Source organism: Tenacibaculum sp. 190524A05c (assembly GCF_964036595.1).
In the GTDB taxonomy this organism is placed as follows: domain Bacteria; phylum Bacteroidota; class Bacteroidia; order Flavobacteriales; family Flavobacteriaceae; genus Polaribacter; species Polaribacter platacis.
Map to the genome: position 1 here is coordinate 1,057,344 of NZ_OZ038523.1, position 25,576 is coordinate 1,082,919.

Consider the following 25,576-nt stretch of genomic DNA (forward strand, 5'->3'; position numbering starts at 1 on the left):
AAGCGTTTTTTTGTTTTATGATATTTCCTGTTATTGATTGCTGGTAGAAACGTTTTTTCCACCTTTTACAATGTAGAAATATGATCTTCTATTCTTCTGATGTTCTTCCTTTGAACACTTGCTTTGATTTGCATCATTACAGTGATTTAACAATCGGTCTTCTCCAAATCCAATCGCACTTTGTATTCGATTGGCTGCAATACCTCTTGAGATGATATAATCTCTTGTTGACTTTGCTCTGTTATCAGATAAGTTTCTGTTGTATGCTTTCGTTCCTCGACTATCGGTATGTGATTCGATCTTAATCACCATATCTGGATTATTGTTCATTACCGTTACAATATGCTCTAACTCATACTCTGCATCTTCTCTTATGTTGTACAAATCAAAATCAAAGAAGATCGGATTGATAACAATCTGTGCCGCCTCTGGACTTTCTACAATTAACGATTCTAAAGCTAAATCTGTTTTGATTTCCTTCTTGTTAATGTCCTCTGTAGCTGTTTCCTTTTGATCATTTCGGTAATCATCTTTTGAAGCGCTTACTGTAAAGTTGTTCTCACAGTCGATATCTTTAAAGGTATATTTTCCATCTGCCTGTGTTACTTGCTCACTAACTGGTGCTCCACTCTCGTCTATTAATCGAACTGTAGCTCCTGAGATAGGTTTACCTGTGTTTACATCGGTTACGTATCCTCCAATGTCTTCTTTACATCTATAGATCACAAAACTGTATATATCGTCATCTCCCTTTCCTCCTTTTCTATTGGAAGAAAAGTATCCGTATGATTTATCTTCACTAATCACAAAACTAAAATCATCTCTCGGACCATTTATTGGACTTCCTAGATTGACAGGGTCAGTGTACTTATTATCTACATATTTAGCTTCAAACACATCTAAAGCTCCTAAACCTAAATGACCATCTGATGCAAAGTACATGGTGTTTTCACTATCAATACTTGGAAACATTTCTCTTGCTTCTGTATTTATTGGTGCGCCTAAATTCTTTACTTCTCCGTAACTCCCATCATCTTGTATCGCAACCTTATAGATATCGGTAGCTCCTAGTCCTCCTGACATATCTGATACAAAGTATAGTGTCTTCTCATCTGCACTTAATGCTGGATGTCCGCATGAATATTCATTACTGTTAAATGGTAATTCTCTAACATCATCCCAATTCCCATTATTTAAGGTAGCCTTGTATATCTTTAAGTGAGTTACTCGGTTCTTATCTCCTTCTAACTTATCGTCATTGTAATTATCTCTGGTGAAATACATCGTTTTACCATCTCCTGTAACAATAGCGTTAGATTCATGATAACGCGTATTTAAAGATGGTAACTTCTCAGAAGCACTTACCTGAAGTCCTTTTTCAATATCATTACTCAAATCTGCATCGGCAGTATAGATATTTAAAAACGGTTGCTCGTTCCACTTGTATAACTTCTTATCAAACTTTGAACCTTCTGGTTTAGTAGATGCGAAATACAACTTATCTCCGTAGATAAAACCTCCAAAATCTGAATACTTCGTATTGATCTCTAAGTTCTGAATACTAACATACGTCTTCTTACGATTAGAGTACTTCACAAAGTAATCTGCATTCTTTTCTAAAGCTAAGGCTCTTGAATCTTCTCCCTTTACTTCTTTTAACTTACGAAGCCATGAATCTGATTCATCAACCTTACCATTACTCTTTAAGGCTTGAGCATATCTGAACATATATTCTGGTGATACCTGATCTTTGTATTTCTCAAATAAAATACGGTACCACTTCTCTGCCTCACTTGTATTGGTATTGTAATAATGAGAATCTCCTAGCCTACTAATGACTAGTTCTGACTCATCTCCTTTGTTATAAATAACCTCATATAACTCAGCAGATTTCTTATACGCAAACTCCTTGAAGTAACGATCTGCTGCATAACGCCTTTGTGAAAAAGACGAAAAGCTAATTATTAAAAAATAAATTAGTAATAGTTTCCTCATAATATTAATTTAAAAGAACCTTGGCGATTTAAACACGCGTTCCCTGAATATATCCCAACGTAACATAAGCTCATATGTTCCCGAATTGTAATTGCTATAATTTGACGTAGTCAAATCATATGCAAAACCTATGTTTAAGTTCTTTGTTGCTTGTAACCCTAATAAAGCACTGATGGAGTCGTCCCACCTCCATGCTAATCCTGCAGCAAACTTCTCATTAAATAAAAAGTTAGCCGAAACATCTAATGATAATGGTGCCCCGTTCACCACCTTAACTAATGTAGCTGGCTTGAACTTTAACGTCTCGCTTAAGTCAAATACATAACCCGCGATACCAAAAAAGTGTAAGCGCTCCTCAGCTAAATCTCCGCTCCCAAAACTCGTCGTACCAACTGTATCATCGTAATGATCTGTCCGTAGAAAGTTCGGAATTGCGGCACCAAGATACCAATTTGATTTATAAAAATAAATCCCAGCTCCAATTGTAGGTAAGAACTTACTGATATTACCCTCAAAAATACGCTCTTGCTGAAGAGCCGTTCCTTTACTCCAATCAATTCCTAAATGACGACCTCCTAACTTTAATCCAAAGGCTAAATTACCATCATTACTCGTACGAATTGTATAAGAAACATTGGCATCTAAATAAATCTCACTCGAGGGACCAATCCTATCATTAGTAATACTAATACCTAATCCTACTCCACTATAACCTATCGCAGTATCGTAACTAAATGTTTGTGAATCTGGTGCACCATCTAAACCAACCCATTGTGTTCGGCCTAAGGCAGTAATCACCGTATGATTATTCGATCCAGCGTAAGCAGGGTTAACACTCATCGTGTTATACATATACTGCGTATACTGAGGATCTTGTTGTGAGAATAATACTCCAACCTTAAATAAGATAATGAGTATTAAAAATTTATATGTTACTATGCTATTCATATCCCTATTATGTTGTTTCTTGTTTCTTATGCTTACTTATTTATATATAACCATCCTGTTCGTGCTGATTCTCCATTTCCTGGATCAATCACATAGTAATACGTTCCTACTGGTAACTTCTCATCAACACTTATCGTAGCTCTACCATTAGAAATCCCTTCAAATCTTCTCGAGGAATCTGTATTACTATAACCACTGATCTTATAAACCGTATTACCCCATCTGTTAAAGATCTCAACCGTGTTGTTAGCATACTCTGGACTATCAATACAAGGTATAAAAAAGAACTCATTCTCTGTATTACCATCTCCTGGTGACATTAAATTGTATGGTGACAGACAGGTTTCTGTCGGTAGTACAACAACTGTAACCGTAGCTGTAGTACAATTTTGAGGTACTAAATTATCACAAATAGTATAGGTAAAGGTATCTGTTCCACTAAATCCATCATTCGGTGTGTAGATAATAATATCATCACTAGGATCATTCGGTGTTCCTCCATCATCTACATCAACAGTACCATCACCTGGATCAGTCACATCAATAGTTCCATCATCAGGAATATCATTATCATTATCTGTAACATCAATATTTACATCTTCACCTGCATTGGTAGTGGCGGTATCGTCAACAGCATCCGGTGTTGGAATTACTGTAATCGTAACTGTAGCTGTAGTACAATTTGCTGGACTCGCATTATCACAAACAGTATAGGTAAAGGTATCTGTTCCATTAAAATCGGCATCTGGAATATAGGTCACAATATCATCACTCGGATCATCTGGGGTACCGCCATCATCTATCGTTACCGTACCATTAATTGGATTTGTAACCGTTAAAGTACCATTATCAGGAACATTGGTGTCATTTGCATAAATATCAATATCAACCATATCATCTTCCGCAACCGTAGCTGTATCATCAACTGCTATTGGAGCTTCATCAACTGGTATTACCGTAATCGTAACTGTAGCTGTTGAACAGTTCGCTGGACTTGCATTATCACAAATTGTATAATTGAATGTATCCGTACCATTAAAATCAGCATCTGGAATATACGTCACAATATCATCACTCGGATCATCTGGGGTACCGCCGTCATCTATTGTTACTGTACCATTAGCTGGATCTGAAACATCTAATGTACCATCACTAGGGACATCTCCATCATTTAATGTGATATCAATATCAACCATATCATCCTCTGAAACCGTAGCCGTATCATCAACTGCATCTGGTGTAGGGGTTACAGTAATTACTACTGTAGCTGTTGAACAGTTCGCTGGACTTGCATTATCACAAATTGTATAATTGAATGTATCCGTACCATTAAAATCAGCATCTGGAATATACGTCACAATATCATCACTCGGATCATCTGGTGTACCGCCATCATCTATCGTTACTGTACCATTGGCTGGATCAGAAACATCTAATGTACCATCACTAGGAACATCTCCATCATTAGCGGTAATATCAATATCAACCATATCATCCTCTGAAACCGTAGCCGTATCATCAACTGCATCTGGTGTAGGGGTTACAGTAATTACTACTGTAGCTGTTGAACAGTTCGCTGGACTTGCATTATCACAAATTGTATAATTGAATGTATCCGTACCATTAAAATCAGCATCTGGAATATACGTCACAATATCATCACTCGGATCATCTGGTGTGCCGCCATCATCTATTGTTACTGTTCCATTGGCTGGATCAGAAACATCTAATGTACCATCACTAGGAACATCTCCATCATTTAATGTGACATCAATATCAACCATATCATCCTCTGAAACCGTAGCCGTATCATCAACTGCATCTGGTGTAGGGGTTACTGTAATCGTAACTGTTCCTGTTGAACAGTTCGCTGGACTTGCATTATCACAAATTGTATAATTGAATGTATCCGTACCATTAAAATCAACATCTGGTATATACGTCACAATATCATCACTCGGATCATCTGGGGTACCGCCATCATCTATCGTTACTGTACCATTAGCTGGATCTGAAACATCTAATGTACCATCACTAGGAACATCTCCATCATTAGCGGTAATATCAATATCAACCATATCATCTTCTGAAACCGTAGCCGTATCATCAACTGCATCTGGTGTAGGTGTTACTGTAATCGTAACTGTAGCTGTTGAACAGTTCGCTGGACTTGCATTATCACAAATTGTATAATTGAATGTATCTGTGCCATTAAAATCAGCATCTGGAATATAAGTTACAATATCGTCACTCGGATCATCTGGTGTGCCGCCATCATCTATCGTTACTGTACCATTAGCTGGATCTGAAACATCTAATGTACCATCACTAGGAACATCTCCATCATTTAATGTGATATCAATATCAACCATATCATCCTCTGAAACCGTAGCCGTATCATCAACTGCATCTGGTGTAGGGGTTACAGTAATTACTACTGTAGCTGTTGAACAGTTCGCTGGACTTGCATTATCACAAATTGTATAATTGAATGTATCCGTACCATTAAAATCAGCATCTGGAATATAAGTTACAATATCGTCACTCGGATCATCTGGTGTGCCGCCATCATCTATCGTTACTGTACCATTGGCTGGATCAGAAACATCTAATGTACCATCACTAGGAACATCTCCATCATTAGCGGTAATATCAATATCAACCATATCATCCTCTGAAACCGTAGCCGTATCATCAACTGCATCTGGTGTAGGGGTTACAGTAATTACTACTGTAGCTGTTGAACAGTTCGCTGGACTTCCATTATCACAAATTGTATAATTGAATGTATCCGTACCATTAAAATCAGCATCTGGAATATAAGTTACAATATCGTCACTCGGATCATCTGGTGTGCCGCCATCATCTATCGTTACTGTACCATTAGCTGGATCTGAAACATCTAATGTACCATCACTAGGAACATCTCCATCATTTAATGTGATATCAATATCAACCATATCATCCTCTGAAACCGTAGCCGTATCATCAACTGCATCTGGTGTAGGTGTTACTGTAATCGTAACTGTAGCTGTTGAACAGTTCGCTGGACTCGCATTATCACAAATTGTATAATTGAATGTATCCGTACCATTAAAATCAGCATCTGGAATATACGTCACAATATCATCACTCGGATCATCTGGGGTACCGCCGTCATCTATTGTTACTGTACCATTGGCTGGATCAGAAACATCTAATGTACCATCACTAGGAACATCTCCATCATTTAATGTGACATCAATATCAACCATATCATCCTCTGAAACCGTAGCCGTATCATCAACTGCATCTGGTGTAGGGGTTACAGTAATTACTACTGTAGCAGTATCTGTGTCTCCGTCTGCATCTGTGATGGTATATGTGAATGAATCTGTTCCGTTAAAGTCAGCGTTTGGTGTGTAGACAAATACTCCGTCTGAAGTCTCTGTTACTGTACCATTAGATGGACCACTAGTTAAACTGTAGTCTTCTCCATCTCCACCATCTCCACCAATATCATCATTAGTGCTTACGGTAATAGTCGTACTTGCGTCCTCATTTACTGTAGCCGTATCATCTGTAGCAGTTGGAGCGTCATCTACTGAGTTTACAGTAATTACTACTGTAGCCGTATCAGTGTCTCCGTCTGCATCTGTGATGGTATATGTGAATGAATCTGTTCCGTTAAAGTCAGCGTTTGGCGAGTATACAAATACTCCGTCTGAAGTCTCTGTTACCGTACCATTAGATGGACCACTAGTTAAACTGTAGTCTTCTCCATCTCCGCCATCTCCACCAATATCATCATTAGTGCTTACGGTAATAGTCGTACTTGCGTCCTCATTTACTGTAGCCGTATCATCTGTAGCAGTTGGAGCGTCATCTACTGAGTTTACAGTAATTACTACTGTAGCCGTATCAGTGTCTCCGTCTGCATCTGTGATGGTATATGTGAATGAATCTGTTCCGTTAAAGTCAGCGTTAGGCGTGTATACAAATACTCCGTCTGAAGTCTCTGTTACCGTACCATTAGATGGACCACTAGTTAAACTGTAGTCTTCTCCATCTCCGCCATCTCCACCAATATCATCATTAGTGCTTACGGTAATAGTCGTACTTGCATCCTCATTTACTGTAGCTGTATCATCTACTGCATCTGGTGCGTCATCTACTGAGTTTACAGTAATTACTACTGTAGCCGTATCAGTGTCTCCGTCTGCATCTGTGATGGTATATGTGAATGAATCTGTTCCGTTAAAGTCAGCGTTTGGCGTGTACACAAATACTCCGTCTGAAGTCTCTGTTACCGTACCATTAGATGGACCACTAGTTAAACTGTAGTCTTCTCCATCTCCACCATCTCCACCAATATCATCATTAGTGCTTACGGTAATAGTCGTACTTGCGTCCTCATTTACTGTAGCCGTATCATCTGTAGCAGTTGGTACATCATCTACTGAGTTTACAGTAATTACTACTGTAGCTGTATCAGTATCTCCATCTGCATCTGTGATGGTATATGTGAATGAATCTGTTCCGTTAAAGTCAGCGTTTGGCGAGTATACAAATACTCCGTCTGAAGTCTCTGTTACCGTACCATTAGATGGACCACTAGTTAAACTGTAGTCTTCTCCATCTCCACCATCACCACCAATATCATCATTAGTGCTTACGGTAATCGTAGTACTTGCGTCCTCATTTACTGTAGCTGTATCATCTACTGCATCTGGTGCGTCGTCTACTGAGTTTACAGTAATTACTACTGTAGCAGTATCTGTGTCTCCGTCTGCATCTGTGATGGTATATGTGAATGAATCTGTTCCATTAAAGTCAGCGTTAGGCGTGTATACAAATACTCCGTCTGAAGTCTCTGTTACCGTACCATTAGATGGACCACTAGTTAAACTGTAGTCTTCTCCGTCTCCACCATCTCCACCAATATCATCATTAGTGCTTACGGTAATCGTAGTACTTGCGTCCTCATTTACTGTAGCTGTATCATCTACTGCATCTGGTGCGTCGTCTACTGAGTTTACAGTAATTACTACTGTAGCAGTATCTGTGTCTCCGTCTGCATCTGTGATGGTATATGTGAATGAATCAATTCCATTAAAGTCAGCGTTAGGCGTGTATACAAATACTCCGTCTGAAGTCTCTGTTACCGTACCATTAGATGGACCACTAGTTAAACTGTAGTCTTCTCCGTCTCCACCATCTCCACCAATATCATCATTAGTGCTTACGGTAATCGTAGTACTTGCGTCCTCATTTACTGTAGCTGTATCATCTGTAGCAGTTGGAGCGTCATCTACTGAGTTTACAGTAATTACTACTGTAGCCGTATCAGTGTCTCCGTCTGCATCTGTAATTGTATATGTGAATGAATCAGTTCCATTAAAGTCAGCGTTAGGCGTGTATACAAATACTCCGTCTGAAGTCTCTGTTACTGTACCATTAGATGGACCACTAGTTAAACTGTAGTCTTCTCCATCTCCACCATCTCCACCAATATCATCATTAGTGCTTACGGTAATCGTAGTACTTGCGTCCTCATTTACTGTAGCTGTATCATCTACTGCATCTGGTGCGTCATCTACTGAGTTTACAGTAATGACAACAGTTGCTGTATCTGTGTCTCCGTCTGCATCTGTGATGGTATATGTGAATGAATCTGTTCCGTTAAAGTCAGCGTTTGGTGTGTAGACAAATACTCCGTCTGAAGTCTCTGTTACCGTACCATTAGATGGACCACTAGTTAAACTGTAGTCTTCTCCATCTCCGCCATCTCCACCAATATCATCATTAGTGCTTACGGTAATAGTCGTACTTGCGTCCTCATTTACTGTAGCCGTATCATCTGTAGCAGTTGGAGCGTCATCTACTGAGTTTACAGTAATTACTACTGTAGCCGTATCAGTGTCTCCGTCTGCATCTGTGATGGTATATGTGAATGAATCTGTTCCGTTAAAGTCAGCGTTTGGCGAGTATACAAATACTCCGTCTGAAGTCTCTGTTACCGTACCATTAGATGGACCACTAGTTAAACTGTAGTCTTCTCCATCTCCACCATCTCCACCAATATCATCATTAGTGCTTACGGTAATCGTAGTACTTGCGTCCTCATTTACTGTAGCTGTATCATCTACTGCATCTGGTGCGTCGTCTACTGAGTTTACAGTAATTACTACTGTAGCAGTATCTGTGTCTCCGTCTGCATCTGTGATGGTATATGTGAATGAATCTGTTCCATTAAAGTCAGCGTTAGGCGTGTATACAAATACTCCGTCTGAAGTCTCTGTTACCGTACCATTAGATGGACCACTAGTTAAACTGTAGTCTTCTCCGTCTCCACCATCTCCACCAATATCATCATTAGTGCTTACGGTAATCGTAGTACTTGCGTCCTCATTTACTGTAGCTGTATCATCTACTGCATCTGGTGCGTCGTCTACTGAGTTTACAGTAATTACTACTGTAGCAGTATCTGTGTCTCCGTCTGCATCTGTGATGGTATATGTGAATGAATCAGTTCCATTAAAGTCAGCGTTAGGCGTGTACACAAATACTCCGTCTGAAGTCTCTGTTACCGTACCATTAGATGGACCACTAGTTAAACTGTAGTCTTCTCCGTCTCCACCATCTCCACCAATATCATCATTAGTGCTTACTGTAATCGTAGTACTTGCGTCCTCATTTACTGTAGCTGTATCATCTGTAGCAGTTGGAGCGTCATCTACTGAGTTTACAGTAATTACTACTGTAGCCGTATCAGTGTCTCCGTCTGCATCTGTAATTGTATATGTGAATGAATCAGTTCCATTAAAGTCAGCGTTAGGCGTGTATACAAATACTCCGTCTGAAGTCTCTGTTACTGTACCATTTGATGGACCACTAGTTAAACTGTAGTCTTCTCCATCTCCACCATCTCCACCAATATCATCATTAGTGCTTACGGTAATCGTAGTACTTGCGTCCTCATTTACTGTAGCTGTATCATCTACTGCATCTGGTGCGTCATCTACTGAGTTTACAGTAATGACAACAGTTGCTGTATCTGTGTCTCCGTCTGCATCTGTGATGGTATATGTGAATGAATCTGTTCCGTTAAAGTCAGCGTTAGGCGTGTATACAAATACTCCGTCTGAAGTCTCTGTTACCGTACCATTAGATGGACCACTAGTTAAACTGTAGTCTTCTCCGTCTCCACCGTCTCCACCAATATCATCATTAGTGCTTACGGTAATCGTTGTAGAAGCATCCTCATTTACTGTTGCCGTATCATCAATCGCATCCGGTGCGTCATCTACTGAGTTTACAGTAATTACTACTGTAGCCGTATCAGTGTCTCCGTCTGCATCTGTGATCGTATATGTGAATGAATCTGTTCCGTTAAAGTCAGCGTTTGGCGAGTACACAAATACTCCGTCTGAAGTCTCTGTTACCGTACCATTTGATGGACCACTAGTTAAACTGTAGTCTTCTCCGTCTCCACCATCTCCACCAATATCATCATTAGTGCTTACGGTAATAGTCGTACTTGCATCCTCATTTACTGTAGCTGTATCATCTGTAGCAGTTGGTACATCATCTACTGAGTTTACAATAATTACTACTGTAGCAGTATCTGTGTCTCCGTCTGCATCTGTAATTGTATATGTGAATGAATCAGTTCCGTTAAAGTCAGCGTTTGGCGTGTATACAAATACTCCGTCTGAAGTCTCTGTTACTGTACCATTTGATGGACCACTTGTTAAACTGTAGTCTTCTCCGTCTCCGCCGTCTCCACCAATATCATCATTAGTGCTTACGGTAATTGTTGTAGAAGCATCCTCATTTACGGTTGCCGTATCATCTGTAGCAGTTGGAGCGTCATCTACTGAGCTTACTGTAATGACAACAGTAGCAGTATCTATGTCTCCATCAGCATCTGTGATGGTATATGTGAAACTGTCTGTTCCGTTAAAGTCAGCGTTTGGCGTGTATACAAATACTCCGTCTGAAGTCTCTGTTACCGTACCATTTGATGGACCACTTGTTAAACTGTAGTCTTCTCCGTCGCCGCCATCTCCACCAATATCATCATTAGTGCTTACGGTAATCGTTGTAGAAGCATCCTCATTTACGGTTGCCGTATCATCTACTGCATCTGGTGCGTCATCTACTGAGTTTACAGTAATAACAACTGTAGCTGTATCTGTATCTCCGTCTGCATCTGTGATCGTATATGTGAAACTGTCTGTTCCGTTAAAGTCAGCGTTTGGCGTGTATACAAATACTCCGTCTGAAGTCTCTGTTACCGTACCATTTGATGGACCACTTGTTAAACTGTAGTCTTCTCCGTCTCCGCCGTCTCCACCAATATCATCATTAGTGCTTACGGTAATCGTTGTAGAAGCATCCTCATTTACGGTTGCCGTATCATCTACTGCATCTGGTGCGTCATCTACTGAGTTTACTGTAATGACAACAGTTGCTGTATCAGTATCTCCATCTGCATCTGTGATTGTATATGTGAAACTGTCTGTTCCGTTAAAGTCAGCATTTGGCGAGTATACAAATACTCCGTCTGAAGTCTCTGTTACCGTACCATTTGATGGACCACTTGTTAAACTGTAGTCTTCTCCGTCGCCGCCATCTCCACCAATATCATCATTAGTGCTTACGGTAATCGTTGTAGAAGCATCCTCATTTACGGTTGCCGTATCATCTACTGCATCTGGTGCGTCATCTACGCTTGCCACTGTAATTACAACTGTAGCTGTATCAGTATCTCCATCAGCATCTGTGATTGTATATGTAAATGAATCAGTTCCGTTAAAGTCAGCGTTTGGCGTGTATACAAATACTCCGTCTGAAGTCTCTGTTACTGTACCATTTGATGGACCACTTGTTAAACTGTAGTCTTCTCCGTCTCCGCCGTCTCCACCAATATCATCATTAGTGCTTACTGTAATAGTCGTACTTGCATCCTCATTTACTGTAGCCGTATCATCAATCGCATCTGGAGCGTCGTCTACTGAGTTTACTGTAATGACAACAGTTGCTGTATCTGTATCTCCGTCTGCATCTGTAATTGTATATGTGAATGAATCAGTTCCGTTAAAGTCAGCGTTTGGCGTGTATACAAATACTCCGTCTGAAGTCTCTGTTACTGTACCATTTGATGGACCACTTGTTAAACTGTAGTCTTCTCCATCTCCACCATCTCCACCAATATCATCATTAGTGCTTACTGTAATAGTCGTACTTGCATCCTCATTTACGGTTGCCGTATCATCTACTGCATCTGGTGCGTCATTGACTAAAATTGTCTCAGTATCTGAATTAACACAACCTCCCGCAGTTGTTACAGAATATGTAATTGTAACTGAACCACTGGCAACCCCAGTAACCTCACCGCTTGAAATATTTACAGTTGCAATACTAGAATTTGAGCTTGACCAAGAACCTCCACCTGTTGTACTAGTTAAGGTTATATTTTGTCCAACATTAATCGTACTTCCTCCTGATATTGTTTGAGGAACTGGGTTACTTACTGTAACTTTCACAGGTACTTTTGCACTTTCACATAATCCATCAGAATGACTAACAAAATATGTTGTTTCTCCTGATGAAACTGTACTAGGTGTTGGTGCACTCCCTAAAACCGTAGTACCATCAGTATCAAACCAAATTAAAGTTCCAGGAGCAGTAGCTGTTAATTGTGACGCAACATCACCAACACAATACTCTACATTACTAACTGTTGGCAAAACTGGAGTTGCCACTTCTACTATTTGAACTTCAGCAGATTCCACCTCTCCACAGGCTGACATATCTGTTAACACAACCTTATAGAATCCTGGTTCTAAATTAGAATAACTTCCATCATTATCCCCATCCGTAGCAGTAGCATCTATAAAAACTCCTCCAGAACTTGTTGAGAATAACAAATTATACATATAAGCAGGACTTCCACCAGAACCACTTGTGCTAATTGTTCCATTATTTAATCCTTGACAACTATTAGTAACTGTAAGCGCATTTAAAGTTGCTGTTGTTGGTTCAGTAATTGTTATTGTTATATCATCTGTGGATGTTGGACAGGATGCGCCATTAGTTACAGTCCATCTTAAAACTGCCGTATCACCTGCATCAGCATTTGTTAATGTTAGACTTGTAGTTGGACTACTTGGACTATCAAAAGAAACTAACAATCCTCCTGTTGGTGTTCCTACCACACTCCACGATCCCACTCCTCTTGCTGGAGTAACTGCGTTTAATTGTGGATTTAAAGTACAGATCGTTGTTGTAGAACCCGCATCTGCAACACTTGGAGCTTCAAAAACATTGATACTTAACTCATCTTGATTTATACAAGCACCATTATCCGTTTGCCAAGTAAAAATGTAAGTACCTTCTGTATTTAAATTTGTTATTGTAGTAGTTGCAGATGAAGCATCTATTATTACAGGTGTACTTGAACCTGTGCTTACTCCTGAATTGTAAATCCAAGTTCCAGAAGTAATTGTATTTGCCGCCATTGTCGCAACACCTCCATCGGCTGGACAAAGATCGATATCTGGTCCCGCAATAGGTGTATCTAAAGCAATATTAGAAATTGTAACAGTATCAGATGTAGCCGTACAAGAAGATCCCATTGGGATAGTAATCTCATATTGAAAAACATACGTATTACCACTAACAATATCAGCCCTAGCCATATTATCATTTAAAGTAGTAATTGTTGGTGTATCTGAACCACTAGTACTAACTAGTGTCCAAGTACCTTCAGAACCCATTGTTCCCTCTAACAACACATTATCGACTCCACATAATGTCTCATCGTCACCAGCATCTGCGGGAACTACAACATTTAAGGTTAAAGTTGCTGAAGTAGTCAAAGAAGTATTACAGGCAGCATCTGGACTTGCAAACTCCGGAGATGTAGTCCATCGATATGTGTATGTTCCTGTAACTAAACCGCTAACTGTAGCATTATTATCTGATGTATCATTTATTGACGGTCTATTCGGTCCTGAGACATATTCCCAAGTTCCCACTCCTATTGATACTGCATTCGCATTCAAATCAGTAAAAGTGTCACAGACATTTAAAGTACTTGATGTTAAACTTGCTGGAGTTGGTGTATTGGTAATAGAAAAAGATACTTTATCATTATTTGCACAATCTGCTGTTGAAACCCTCCATTCAAATTGATAAACACCATCACTTAAACCTGTAAAAGTTGCAGTATTACTATTAATATCCGTAACACTCCAACCAGCTGGCCCGAAAGTTTGAACCCAAGTTCCTTGATTAGGTGAACTTACGGCCGTTGCGTTCATAGTAACTGAATTACTACCACATGAAGAATTATCTGTTCCAGCTGAAGGTGTAGTATTAAATAAAGAAACCGTAACTGTATCTGAGGTTAAATTTCCTGGACAACTTGGATCTACTATAGACCATCTAAAAACATAATTTCCTTCAACTAACCCTGAAATTGTTGCATTTGGATCGTTAAAACTAGAAAAAGATGCCGTATTAGGTCCACTTACTTGAGACCAAGTTCCTGTTCCTACCGAGGCTGCAGTTGCAGTTAAAGCAGTAGATGTTACTCCAGAGATACACTGATCTGAACCTGCTTGTGAAATATCTGGTCCTGTATTCGCATTCGTTGTTATTACAACATCATCGTTAACAGTACCACATGTATTTGTTATTGTATATGTAAATGTATAAGCCGTACTTGTACTTAGTCCAGAAACTATTGCTTTTGGATCATTTGGGTCGGAAAAGGAAACTCCAGCTGATGGACTTACACTCCATGTTCCTAGTTCATTTTCTAAAATATCGTTCGCTTGTAGTTGATAAGAACCCGCACAAACATTATCATCTGGACCAGCGAAATTAGCTGCGGGAGTTGGTACCGACGTAGATACGGCAACTTTTACTTCATCAATATTATTTGCTCCAATTACTCCATTTGGACCACTGCTAATACTCCATCTAAAATAATATACTCCACTTACTAGACCCGTTACAGTAGTTGATGGATCAGATGTATCAGTTATATTTGCTGTATTAGGTCCACTTACTTGAGACCAAGTTCCAATTCCTTGTGTAGGTGTATTTCCTGTAAGAGAAGCAGTTGTAATTGGTGCACAAACAAAAATATCTGTTCCTGCATTTGCTCCGCCAGCTGTACCAGATATTTTCACAGTAATTACGTCATATACTGCCGTACATCCATTTTCCACATCTCCATTTGGATCTCTTTCAACCCCAATAACATATGTACCTATTTCAGCAAAAGTTAATGTAAAATCGTTAGCGTTAGTAGAATTACCCGAAGAAACACCTCCTACACCTGAATAACTAGTTGGAGTACTTCTTGGAGTTGCTGTTGGTGTTGATAAATATGTTCCATTAGGAGCATCTAAAATGCTATATCTCGTTGTGGAACTTGTATTATCTCGAATCAATCCAAAATCAACTGTAGCAATTCCAGCTCCATTTAAATCAGCAAAAATACATTCCGATGGCGTTCCATCATCTGTTATTTCAATAGAAAGCGGAGTTTTAATAAATCTAATTACAACATTATCAGATGTTGTACAAACTCCATCTGCACTTGTTATGGTATATCTAAACGTATAATTTACTCTATTTGCATTACTTCCTGCTGTTTCATCCAAACCTGTAACTAAAGTTGTTGGATTGTTAGGAGTATCAATAACAACACCAGATGTAGGTCCACCTGTTTGCGTCCATTCAACTGTTTCTCCTACTTTTTGAGGAGGATCTGCTACTAATAAATACTCTGTTGTTGGGCTAGATGGGTTAGCACATATTCTAATTACATCTTCATCTATTAAATCTTCAGCATCTGTAACACTACCAGAAGGAGCGGGTACATTAATGGTAAATGTATCTGAACCTGTTACACATGGACCGCTTACACTCCATCTCAAAACATATGAACCTTCTATTAAATTCGAAACTGTGGTCGAATTATTATTTATATTTCCGAATGAAGGATTATTTGGACCACTTACTAATTCCCAAACTCCTTGTTGACCACCTAATCCATTTCCACCAAAAGAAGCTCCTAATCCATAACTAGTATCTACGTCAAAACAAGAATCTAAATTTACTACTGCATTACTATCTGCGCTTACAACTGCTTCTCCTCCGATATTCGTAATTGTAACTGTGGATACCCCATCGCACGTAGCTGGATTACCATCTGTAATTCTCCATTCCAAAACGGTAATTCCTGCGCTAGTGTCAGGCAGAGTAATTTGCGTTGTCGGTGAAGCTGTGTCATTTATTGAAATATTAGCATTGTTCGAACCTACAAAATTCCATTCACCGGTAAAACCAGGGTCAGGAGTGTTTGCTGATAAGTTATAATTACCAGGACAACCACTAATATTTGAACCTGCATTTGAAACAGGAGCAGATTCTACGGTATATGAAACTATTTGCGATGTTGTTATGGCATCTGTACAGGTTGCTGTTAATCTAAAAATATAGGTATTACCCCCTGTTGCACCAGTAATGGTTGGTTTGTAAATAGTAGGATCACTTATTCCAACTGTAGGTCCTGAAACTTGAGTCCAGACGGTAGAAACAACATTAGCATCTCCACTTCCATCAAGAACAAAAGCAGCACCCTCACAGATACTCCCACTGGCTCCTGCATTTACAGAACAATTTTGAGCTTCAGCATTTAATAAAAATGCAAAAATAAATATGTGTATTAATAATAATTTTTGAAATCGAAATTTCATTTTTGGAGTAATGTTGTGCATAGGTAAATTTTGATAGTTTATAAGTACTACATAATCTTTCTTTATTTAATTTATACAATGCTTCAACAAGAAGTCTAAAAAAGACTTTTTGCATTTTAAATGTATAAGTAGTGATTGATCCTAGTGTAGAACTCATGAAAACGGGGGCGGAGTTATTTCTATTTTCTTCTAAAAAGAAACTAAACACATTTTCTTACTTTCTGTTTACGATAGCAGAAAACCTTGAAAGCTTCTTTTTGTTAAAAATAATTAAAATTTTATTAAAAACCATAATTATCTCTCTTTACATTATTTATTTAACAATTATCTAATATTGATAAAATTCTAATTATCTAAAAAATAATCTACTGAAAATCATTACTATGCACTAACAGATGATGCTTTAATTGGAGTGCTTACATTTTTTCCAGGTTTTCTTTTAATATTGTAGTACCAAGCAATTTGTCCTAATTGGAAAATAATTTTGAATGAATCTTTCATAGATAATTTTGATCCGTCAGCATGTATCCATCTTTTTAATGGCTGCTCACATAAAATTTGTTTCGCTTTTTTCAATCCATAATGAAGAGTGACTCTTCTAAATATTTCTACATCAAAGATCCATTTTGAAACAAATTTATCTCTAAATGAAATTTCAATAACATCTCTACTAAAGATTTTCGCTCCACATTGAGTATCCTGAAAATCCATTGAAAGAATTTTTCTGATTATAAAGTTAATTGTTTGACTTATTATCTTTCTAGCAGATTCTTTAGTAATATTGGCTCCCATTCTACTTATTCTAGAGCCACTCACAATTTTATATTCTGAATTTTCAATTGTAGAAACTAGATCATCAAAATCAGATAAGTCTGTTGATAAATCAGCATCAAGAAAACCAATATAATCTAAATCTTCTTGCTTTAGCATATGCAACATCCCTTGTCTTACTGCTTCTGCCTTACCTCCATTTTTTTCACAATCGTAAACTGTAATAAAATCTTCTCTTCCTTCTCTAATTGAATGTAATACTTCTAAAGTTTTGTCTTTACTACCATCATTTACAAAACATAAATGATATCCTGTATGTTTATGAATATAGTCCGTAAATTCATCACTTAACAATCTTTCTTCTTCATTGTAACAAGGAATCACTACACCAACACATCTTTCTTGAATCAGAACTTCACCTGTGTAATCTTTAGATTCACCTTGAACTTCTGGAACACCAATTAGTCGTTTAACCCTTGCACAAACTTCAGTTAAACTTAATGGTTTCTTCATGTAATCTTCAATACCAAGTTCAAAACCATCTATAATCATTTGCTTATCGGTATTACCTGATAAAACCATAATTGGTATATCTGATTTCTTTTCAACTTTAATGTACTTAACGACTTCTATACCTGGAAGACTTGGCATATTGATATCGACTATAACTAAATCAGGTTGGATTTTATCGAATAATTCTATTCCTTTATTTCCATCTGTTTCAGTGTATACTTCATACCCTAATTCTTTCAACCTATTCTCTAGAGGAATAAGGACGAGCTTCTGATCGTCTATGGCTAATATTTTCATGATTCGGGGTTTTTCTGATTTAACAACTCTTTAAATTTAGCTAACTATCTAGTGATAAACAAGTTTTCTGAACTAAAAGTTTCTTTCTAATGCTGAAAAGTCATTTCCTAAAGTCGAATAGCTATTTATCGTTGATTAAATAATTTATATTTACATTAGAGAAAAAATTGACCCTCCGTAAACCGAATGAAACAAGTTTCTAACAAATATTTAATAGTAGCTGTATTCCTCTGTGTAGTATTTCATGGAAGCACTATTTTTTTTACTTTAGAAACTACCTATGATGCTTTAATTCATTTGTTTTTTGCAGGACATTATGCAGAAGGATGGTTTGAGCATTGGAGTTATAAATGGTACACAGGGTTCTCCGTAATGGGATATCCACCTTTAGTTCATCAATCCATCGGAGCGTTATCGCTAATCGGAGGATTAAAATTTGGGCTTTTTACAGTAGCCATAATTGCCTCGATTTTATTCGTTACAGGTGTTTACAGATACTCATTATTAATAACTGCGAGCAGAAAAGCCGCTGGTTATGCTTCGGTACTTGCAGTATTCTCCTCATCCTTTGTAGAAACCTTGCATATTTTTGGTCAATTACCAAGTATCATGGGAATTTCAATATTGATGCACGCATTGCCCGAGATTTATTCTTGGTTAAAAACAGGAAATTATAAATACTTTTTCACCTCATTATCCTTAATCTCTGTTACCGTTACTTCTCATCACGTTACACCTATTTTTGGAATGGTATTTTTCATACTTCCATTAGTTGGAATGGTAATTATGGATATTGCAAGAGAACAAGTTGATTCATATAAGGATATTCGATTAAAGCTATTCCTAAAAGTGTTTGGAAAAACATTTAAACGTAATGTAACCTTCGTATTTTTAGTTCTAATTCTTATCGTTAGTTGTATTCTACCTTACTGGATTAACTCAAAAAGAAACCCAATTACCCAAGTACCAATTCCACATGGTTCAAGAGATAACTTTCTTGAAGTATTATCATCGGGATTAGTATTTTTCTTAATTCCTTGGGGAATTTTGCTATTTCTTATTCCTTATTTTACCTATCGATATTTCAGCAAACGCTATCTATTTTTTGGATTGTGTTTTTCTATGCTCGTAATTTTAGGTACCGGAGGAACTACTCCTATTCCGAAAACATTACTTGGAGATAATGCTTTCAATATTCTGACATTAGACCGATTTACACTTTGGGCTTCTATTATGTCCTTGCCGTTGTTTGGAGAATTCGCCTATCGCTTTGTTGAAGGCGACTTAAAGGTGTTAATACAAAGGAAGTTTGGTACCGTATATCATAGATTAATCGCAGGTTTTTTAGCTGCGTTTTTCCTAACGTTTACTATTTTCACTTTAAGTCTCGGTTATTTTAGGCCATCTCAACCACAAAAAATAAACATGCTTCCTATTGTGAATTTCTTAAGTCAAGATCAACACGATCAATGGAGATATTTAACTTTAGGTTTCGGAGATCAAATGGCTTGGTTATCTGCACAAACTAATGCTACAACTGTTGATGGGAATTATCATTCTGCCAGAAGGTTACCTGAGTTAACAACGAGACCAATTGAACGATTGGAAAATTCAAAATTTAAAGGAGTAGCTGGAATTGGTTCTTTACAACAATTTTTAACTGTTCCAGAAAAATACAATCTTAAATATATTTTCTCAAATGATAAATTCTATGATCCTATTTTATATTTCTGTGGATGGCAAAGACTTCCTCAATTAGAAAATGGAATCATGGTTTGGGAACGATTAAACATCCCTCCTCTTTCATCTATATTACCTAGAGATGAAGTCAATAAATGGGAAAATATTTTATGGGGAATCATTCCATTTTTAACAGTTATTGTTGCATTTATTTTCAACATAATTCCGATTTTCAGGAATGGATTACGAATGAAATCTAAAGTTCAGCCTGAATACTTAAAATTTAAAAACGATTACACGAAATTCTCTAACCCAATATTAAGAATAAGTCATATTTGGTCGGCTATTGTAATCATTGTAATGATTTACGGTGTTTATCTTTTTTATATTAAAAACGATTCTCAAAGATCACCTAAAAACGTTATCAATGCTTATTATAATGCATTAGATTTTAAAGAGTTTAAAGCTGCTCATAGTTTATTAGATCCGAGAAGTGAAATGTCTATTGATCAATACATGTTAGAAATTTCTGTGACTGATGGCTTACTAAGCTCATATGCTAAATTAGACGCTTTAGAATCTAAAATTTTAAAGAGGACTGATAGTTTAGCTACTATGGAAGTAAAAACTAATTGGATTACTCCATTAGAAAAGATTAATAAGGTTGAATATAAGACTTTAGTCAAATTAAAAGGAAAATGGTTTTTAGTTCCTGAAGATAAGGAAGCCGATTTACCTCCTGATCAACTGTATTCTAAAAACAAAACTGGTTATTTCAATCAAGGTAGAAAGCGAATTACCACAGAACAAACTCATCATGAAGATGTGTTAAAACAACCTGTAGTTGAAATTGTAACTGCTAAATTGGTTAAGTATAACGAGAGCTATGCGATTATTGGTGAAATCCAAAATATAGATAATACTCCAGCAGATATTATTTTAAAAGGAACTTTATATAATGATGATAACAAACAGTTGGCGACATATAATGCTAAACATCTTGTTAAACATAAATTAATGCCTAAGGAAGTAAGTTCTTTCAGAATAAATTTTGAAGGAATTGCATGGTCAAAAACAAAAGATTCCATTCCTAAAAAGTTCGATCCAGATGCATTTACTCCAATTGAACTTGAAGAACAACCCACAAAATTCAATTTGCAATTAGCTGCAAATGTTTCAAATTCTGATTTATTTAAGGATCATGTGCTTAGTAATCTTAATTTAGAAGAAAATGGATTGAATGGAACTATTTTTAATAGTGGATTACAGGAAATAACTGTACCTCAAATCTTTTTCTCTTACTATGCCAAAAATAAAGAATTGGCTTGGGTAGACCATTTGTACTTAAATCAAGGAATTAGGCAACATCGAAAATTGTACTTTGAATATAAATTCATTGATGATTCTAAAGTTGAAATTATAAATACTGATATGAGTAATTGTTTTGTGAATGGTTTACCGAATAAAGATGTATCTGACAAGATTGTCCCAAATAGAATATTTGGCCACACTAATGAAGTACTCCAAAATATAAGTCATCCACAATATGATTTTGTTAAAATAGAAATGAATAGTTTTATTGGAAATCCGAAATAATGAAAAGAAAGCAACTCCTTTTTTCTATCCTTTCGCTACTGATTTTTACAAAAACGTCAGCTCAGGATTCGTTGTCTCTTCTCACTAAAAAAACTGAATTTACAGCTGGAGAAATTGTGAACTTAGTTTTTAAAGGATCTAAAAACAATGCTCTTAAACTGTTTTGCTCAAATAGTTATGGAAGTACTGTATTATCTCCACAAGAGGAAAATGAACAATTTGTTTTTAAAATTCCTGAATTCATGAGTAATAAAATTGGAATTTTAAATTGGAAAATTTTAGGCGCCAAAACACATATTTCAGGGAAACTATCAATATTAGCTACTCAAAAGCCAGTTTCTTTAGAAACTTACATAGGTCCGCCTACGATTGAAGCCGGTGATATCGATTATGCCATGATTGTAGTTATACCAGCAGACTCTTTGGATAATCCTTTGAAAACAGGATCTGAAGTTGATATTAAAGAACAGTTTTTACAATCAGAAAGAACAAATACAATTCGCACCAAAGATTTAATCTCGTATCGTCTTATTTATGCTCCTAGAAAATCTGGCAGAATGCTTATTTCCTCTGAATCTTACGAATTGAACTCGAAGGAATTTACGTTAGATATTTTACCTGCAATAGGTAGCAATTTTAAAGTTTATCACGATAGAAATCATGGTTACGCCGATGGTAATCAAATCACAACCCTTTATACTTCTATCATAAGAGATAAGAATAATAATATTGTTGCTGATGGGACATTTGTAGAGTTTTTCATAACCAACCAAGATGGTAATATTCTAAAAACTTCTGGTACGACGATTAAGGGAGTAGCAACGGCTTCCATTATTCATCCAGATTGCGAATCCACTTGGAAAATTAAAGCCTTTATTGATGGAATTGCTAATAGTGATGTTTTACAAATAAAGTACTCCCAAGTTATTGATAACATACCTGTGAAATTTACAGATGATAATAGAACCATAACTATTGGACCACTAATAAGTTTTATGGAACAAATGATTCCAGATGGTTTACACGTTGAATTATCTATTTACAAAAAGGGGGAATTTCTAAACAAAATTGTAGAACAATCTAAAGATGGATTTACTACTTTTAAATTGAATCCAAATATCTACAAAGCTGGTGACTACGAAATAGAAATTAAAGCCGCTTGCAATACTCAAAACTATAAATCCATCAAACTATGGTAAGCAGTAGAAAAATTAGAATAAATACGAATAAAAAAATACTAAGAGTAGTATTGATGCTTTCTTATGTACTTATAAGTTCTGTTGTAATTTTTCTACTAAGTTCACTTTATAGTTTTTTTAATGTTGGAGCTAAAAGAGCGGATATATTGCATTTAGAAGTTCGAAAAATTGATCAATACTTACCAAAAATTACGTGGAAAGAAGATGGTAATGAAGGGCGTGAAATGTATGAACAAACTTTAAATAATATAGAAAATGATTATTTAGACGCTTGGTACATTAAACAAATGGCCTACAGAAATAATTCTACCGAAGGAGTTGATGATTATTTTACTGAAAATGCCAGAAAGAATCTATTCAATTTTATTGAATATAATAAGAAAGAAAACATACGGATTGAAAGCACAACACTAGAGCATAATCCAGATATACTCTTTTTTAGTGAAGACGGACAACTAATTGTTTTAGAAGATAAAAATGTTATTCAGTATAAAAAAGTCCTGAAAGACAATAAAACTTTGATGGAGTTGACCGAAAAATCAGACTATAAAATGGTACTGCTAGCTGAAGATGGTTTTTGGAGAGTGCGTCATCTGGTTAAAGAAAATACTGTTGAATTTGATAAAACCATAAACACTCCCTCTTTTGATGTATCAACTATAAAAGGAATTAATTATTATCCACAAGCAACGCCTTGGAAAATGTTTGGTGAAAGCTTCAATATTGAGATTATTGATAACGATTTTAAAATTATTAAAGAAGCTAATTTAAACACCATTAGAATATTCGTGCCTTACGAAGAATTTGGTAAGGCAAAAGTTATAGAAGAAAAACTAGTTAAACTGAAATCAGTTTTAGATACGGCAGAACAGAATGGATTAAAAGTTATAGTTACACTATTCGATTTTTATGGAAACTATGATACTGTTGATTGGACTTTAAATCACAGACACGCGGAAATTATAGTAAACCGCTTTAAAAATCATAAAGCTTTATTCGCTTGGGATATTAAAAATGAACCAAATTTAGATTTTAAATCTAGAGGTAAAGAAAGAGTTACTGCTTGGTTAGAACATCTTCTTATTGCTGTTAAAAAAATGGATCCAAACCACGCTGTTACAATTGGTTGGTCTAACACAGAAAGTGCTGCCATATTAAAGGATAAGGTGGACTTTATCTCGTTTCATTATTATGGCGACTATAAAAACTTTGAAAGTGCTTACGATAAATTAAAAGAAGAAGCTCCAAATATAGGGATCGTATTAGGGGAATTTGGAACCTCTTCTTATTCTGGCCTATGGAAGCCCATACGTAATTCAAAAAAGAAACAAGCTACGTATCACAAGGAAATGCAAAAAATACTTACTTTAAAAAACATTCCCTTTTTATCTTGGACCCTTTACGATTTCGATAAAATTCCTCGTGAAGTGGTTGGTAGACTCCCTTGGAGAACTCAACCACAAAAGAAATTTGGTTTTATCGATAAGAAAGGAAACAAAAAACCTTCTTTTGAACACATATCTAAATAATTGAAGTTGTTGAAACTTCTGCTTTAGACATCATTTTATTATGAATCAGTTTTTCAAACTCATTAATATAAATATCTGTTATTCTTGACATAGGAAATGCAGTAGCAGCCTTATAATTAGCTTTGCCTAGTTCCACTCGATGTGCGTCATTTGAAACTATTCTCTCAATAGCATTTGCTAAGCTATCAACGTTTTTAGGATCAAAGAACTCTCCTTTATACCCCTCTTCGTCAATCAGTGTTGCTAAATCTCCCAAGTTAGGCATAACTACAGCCTTACCATAACTACCTGCCTGATGTAAAACACCTGAACTCCCCGTTGTAGATGTGTAAGGAAAAACTACTACTGCACTCTCTGTAAATAATTGTTCTATTTTATGTTCTTCTACATATCCAGTAAATGTTAGTTCCGGGACATGTTTATACTGTTCCTTTACTTTTGCTAAATATCCAGGAACGTTTGGATTATCCGTTCCCGCAATAACTATTTCTAAATCTAGTTCTGAATTTCTGCGAATTTTCTCCACAGCTTCTATCATCATTTCTACCTTTTTATAGGTCCCGAACTTTCCGAAGGCCATAACCTTTTTAGTACCCGTATGAATATTATACGTTGGTGTTTGATGAACTTCGAAAGTTCCATGTGGGACCACTCTTACCTTACTTCCCTTGTATTTTTGATTTAAAATATCAGCATATTTCTTCATGGTTACAGCAACCAAATCAGCTTTTAAAATGAATTTAGTTAAAACTGTGCCTATGAAATTATATACTTTCTGTATAATTATATTTGAAGCAAAACCTGCTTTACTCAAATTAACTTCTTCTAAAATGTTATGTAATAAAACTATAGTTGGAATGCCTTTAAATTTGCAAAACATCGGCAATAATAAACCCAGAGCTGCTGGGATATTCTTGTCCCCAAACTTCATGAATTGAAGATTGAAAAAAACAACATCTGGATTTATTTGATCTATTGCCTTAACCACAGTCTTAATATTTTTATAGCTATTAAATTCCCAACACTCTTTTATTGTTATTTTACATCCTGGAGTAGAAAACCTAATATCTTTAGCTTCTTTTGTTTTATCCGTTAATAGAACGATCTCTTTAACTTTATCATTTACCCTGAAATTTTTCACTAAATGATATGCATATTCGTTTAATGTGACTTTGCTTGGTGGATATGCTGTTACTATAGCTAATTTCATATTGGGTGTTATTTTTTCTCTTACTTAAATTTCCGATTTATCTAGGGTTTAAATTGACTTCTGTTGCCTAATGACCGT

At 36.4% G+C, this 25,576-nt stretch carries 8 protein-coding genes; 3 read left to right on the top strand and 5 right to left on the bottom strand.

Annotation, left to right across the window (positions count from 1 at the left end):
- Positions 1–30: 30 nt before the first annotated feature.
- The 4 genes from ABNT61_RS04695 to ABNT61_RS04710 form a co-directional block, all read right to left on the bottom strand.
- Complete coding sequence (locus ABNT61_RS04695; protein WP_348745039.1) at positions 31–1,995, bottom strand: OmpA family protein; 1,965 nt, start codon at positions 1,993–1,995, stop codon at positions 31–33.
- A 9-nt stretch (positions 1,996–2,004) separates the two neighbouring features.
- Positions 2,005–2,943, bottom strand: coding sequence for a type IX secretion system membrane protein PorP/SprF (locus ABNT61_RS04700; RefSeq protein ID WP_348709475.1), 939 nt, complete (start codon positions 2,941–2,943; stop codon positions 2,005–2,007).
- A 32-nt stretch (positions 2,944–2,975) separates the two neighbouring features.
- Positions 2,976–16,724: an Ig-like domain-containing protein gene (locus ABNT61_RS04705; RefSeq protein ID WP_348745042.1), complete on the bottom strand. Its 13,749-nt coding sequence runs from the start codon at positions 16,722–16,724 to the stop codon at positions 2,976–2,978.
- Between the two features lie 360 nt (positions 16,725–17,084).
- Positions 17,085–18,284 carry a response regulator gene (locus tag ABNT61_RS04710; RefSeq protein WP_348745043.1) on the bottom strand — a complete coding sequence of 400 codons (1,200 nt, stop codon included), beginning with the start codon at positions 18,282–18,284 and terminating at the stop codon, positions 17,085–17,087.
- A 186-nt stretch (positions 18,285–18,470) separates the two neighbouring features.
- Here ABNT61_RS04710 and ABNT61_RS04715 point away from each other — a divergent pair, with 186 nt between their 5' ends.
- From ABNT61_RS04715 to ABNT61_RS04725, 3 genes are read left to right on the top strand one after another with little or no spacing between them, the layout of a single operon-like run.
- Complete coding sequence (locus tag ABNT61_RS04715; protein WP_348745044.1) at positions 18,471–21,560, top strand: hypothetical protein; 3,090 nt, start codon at positions 18,471–18,473, stop codon at positions 21,558–21,560.
- Positions 21,560–22,759 carry a hypothetical protein gene (locus ABNT61_RS04720; RefSeq protein WP_348745045.1) on the top strand — a complete coding sequence of 400 codons (1,200 nt, stop codon included), beginning with the start codon at positions 21,560–21,562 and terminating at the stop codon, positions 22,757–22,759. Before ABNT61_RS04715 ends, ABNT61_RS04720 begins: the two co-directional genes overlap by 1 nt.
- The gene (locus ABNT61_RS04725; RefSeq protein WP_348745046.1) at positions 22,753–24,288 is read left to right on the top strand and encodes a glycoside hydrolase family 2 TIM barrel-domain containing protein; all 1,536 of its coding nucleotides are present in this window, start codon (positions 22,753–22,755) and stop codon (positions 24,286–24,288) included. Before ABNT61_RS04720 ends, ABNT61_RS04725 begins: the two co-directional genes overlap by 7 nt.
- Here ABNT61_RS04725 and ABNT61_RS04730 read toward each other — a convergent pair.
- Positions 24,281–25,498, bottom strand: coding sequence for a glycosyltransferase (locus ABNT61_RS04730; RefSeq protein ID WP_348745047.1), 1,218 nt, complete (start codon positions 25,496–25,498; stop codon positions 24,281–24,283). The genes ABNT61_RS04725 and ABNT61_RS04730 overlap by 8 nt on opposite strands.
- Between the last annotated feature and the right edge of the window lie 78 nt (positions 25,499–25,576).

Coding starts and splice junctions, on each gene's coding strand:
- ABNT61_RS04695 (WP_348745039.1), bottom strand. CDS start 1,995: ATGAGGAAACTATTACTAATTTATTTTTTAATAATTAGCTTTTCGTCT.
- ABNT61_RS04700 (WP_348709475.1), bottom strand. CDS start 2,943: ATGAATAGCATAGTAACATATAAATTTTTAATACTCATTATCTTATTT.
- ABNT61_RS04705 (WP_348745042.1), bottom strand. CDS start 16,724: ATGCACAACATTACTCCAAAAATGAAATTTCGATTTCAAAAATTATTA.
- ABNT61_RS04710 (WP_348745043.1), bottom strand. CDS start 18,284: ATGAAAATATTAGCCATAGACGATCAGAAGCTCGTCCTTATTCCTCTA.
- ABNT61_RS04715 (WP_348745044.1), top strand. CDS start 18,471: ATGAAACAAGTTTCTAACAAATATTTAATAGTAGCTGTATTCCTCTGT.
- ABNT61_RS04720 (WP_348745045.1), top strand. CDS start 21,560: ATGAAAAGAAAGCAACTCCTTTTTTCTATCCTTTCGCTACTGATTTTT.
- ABNT61_RS04725 (WP_348745046.1), top strand. CDS start 22,753: ATGGTAAGCAGTAGAAAAATTAGAATAAATACGAATAAAAAAATACTA.
- ABNT61_RS04730 (WP_348745047.1), bottom strand. CDS start 25,498: ATGAAATTAGCTATAGTAACAGCATATCCACCAAGCAAAGTCACATTA.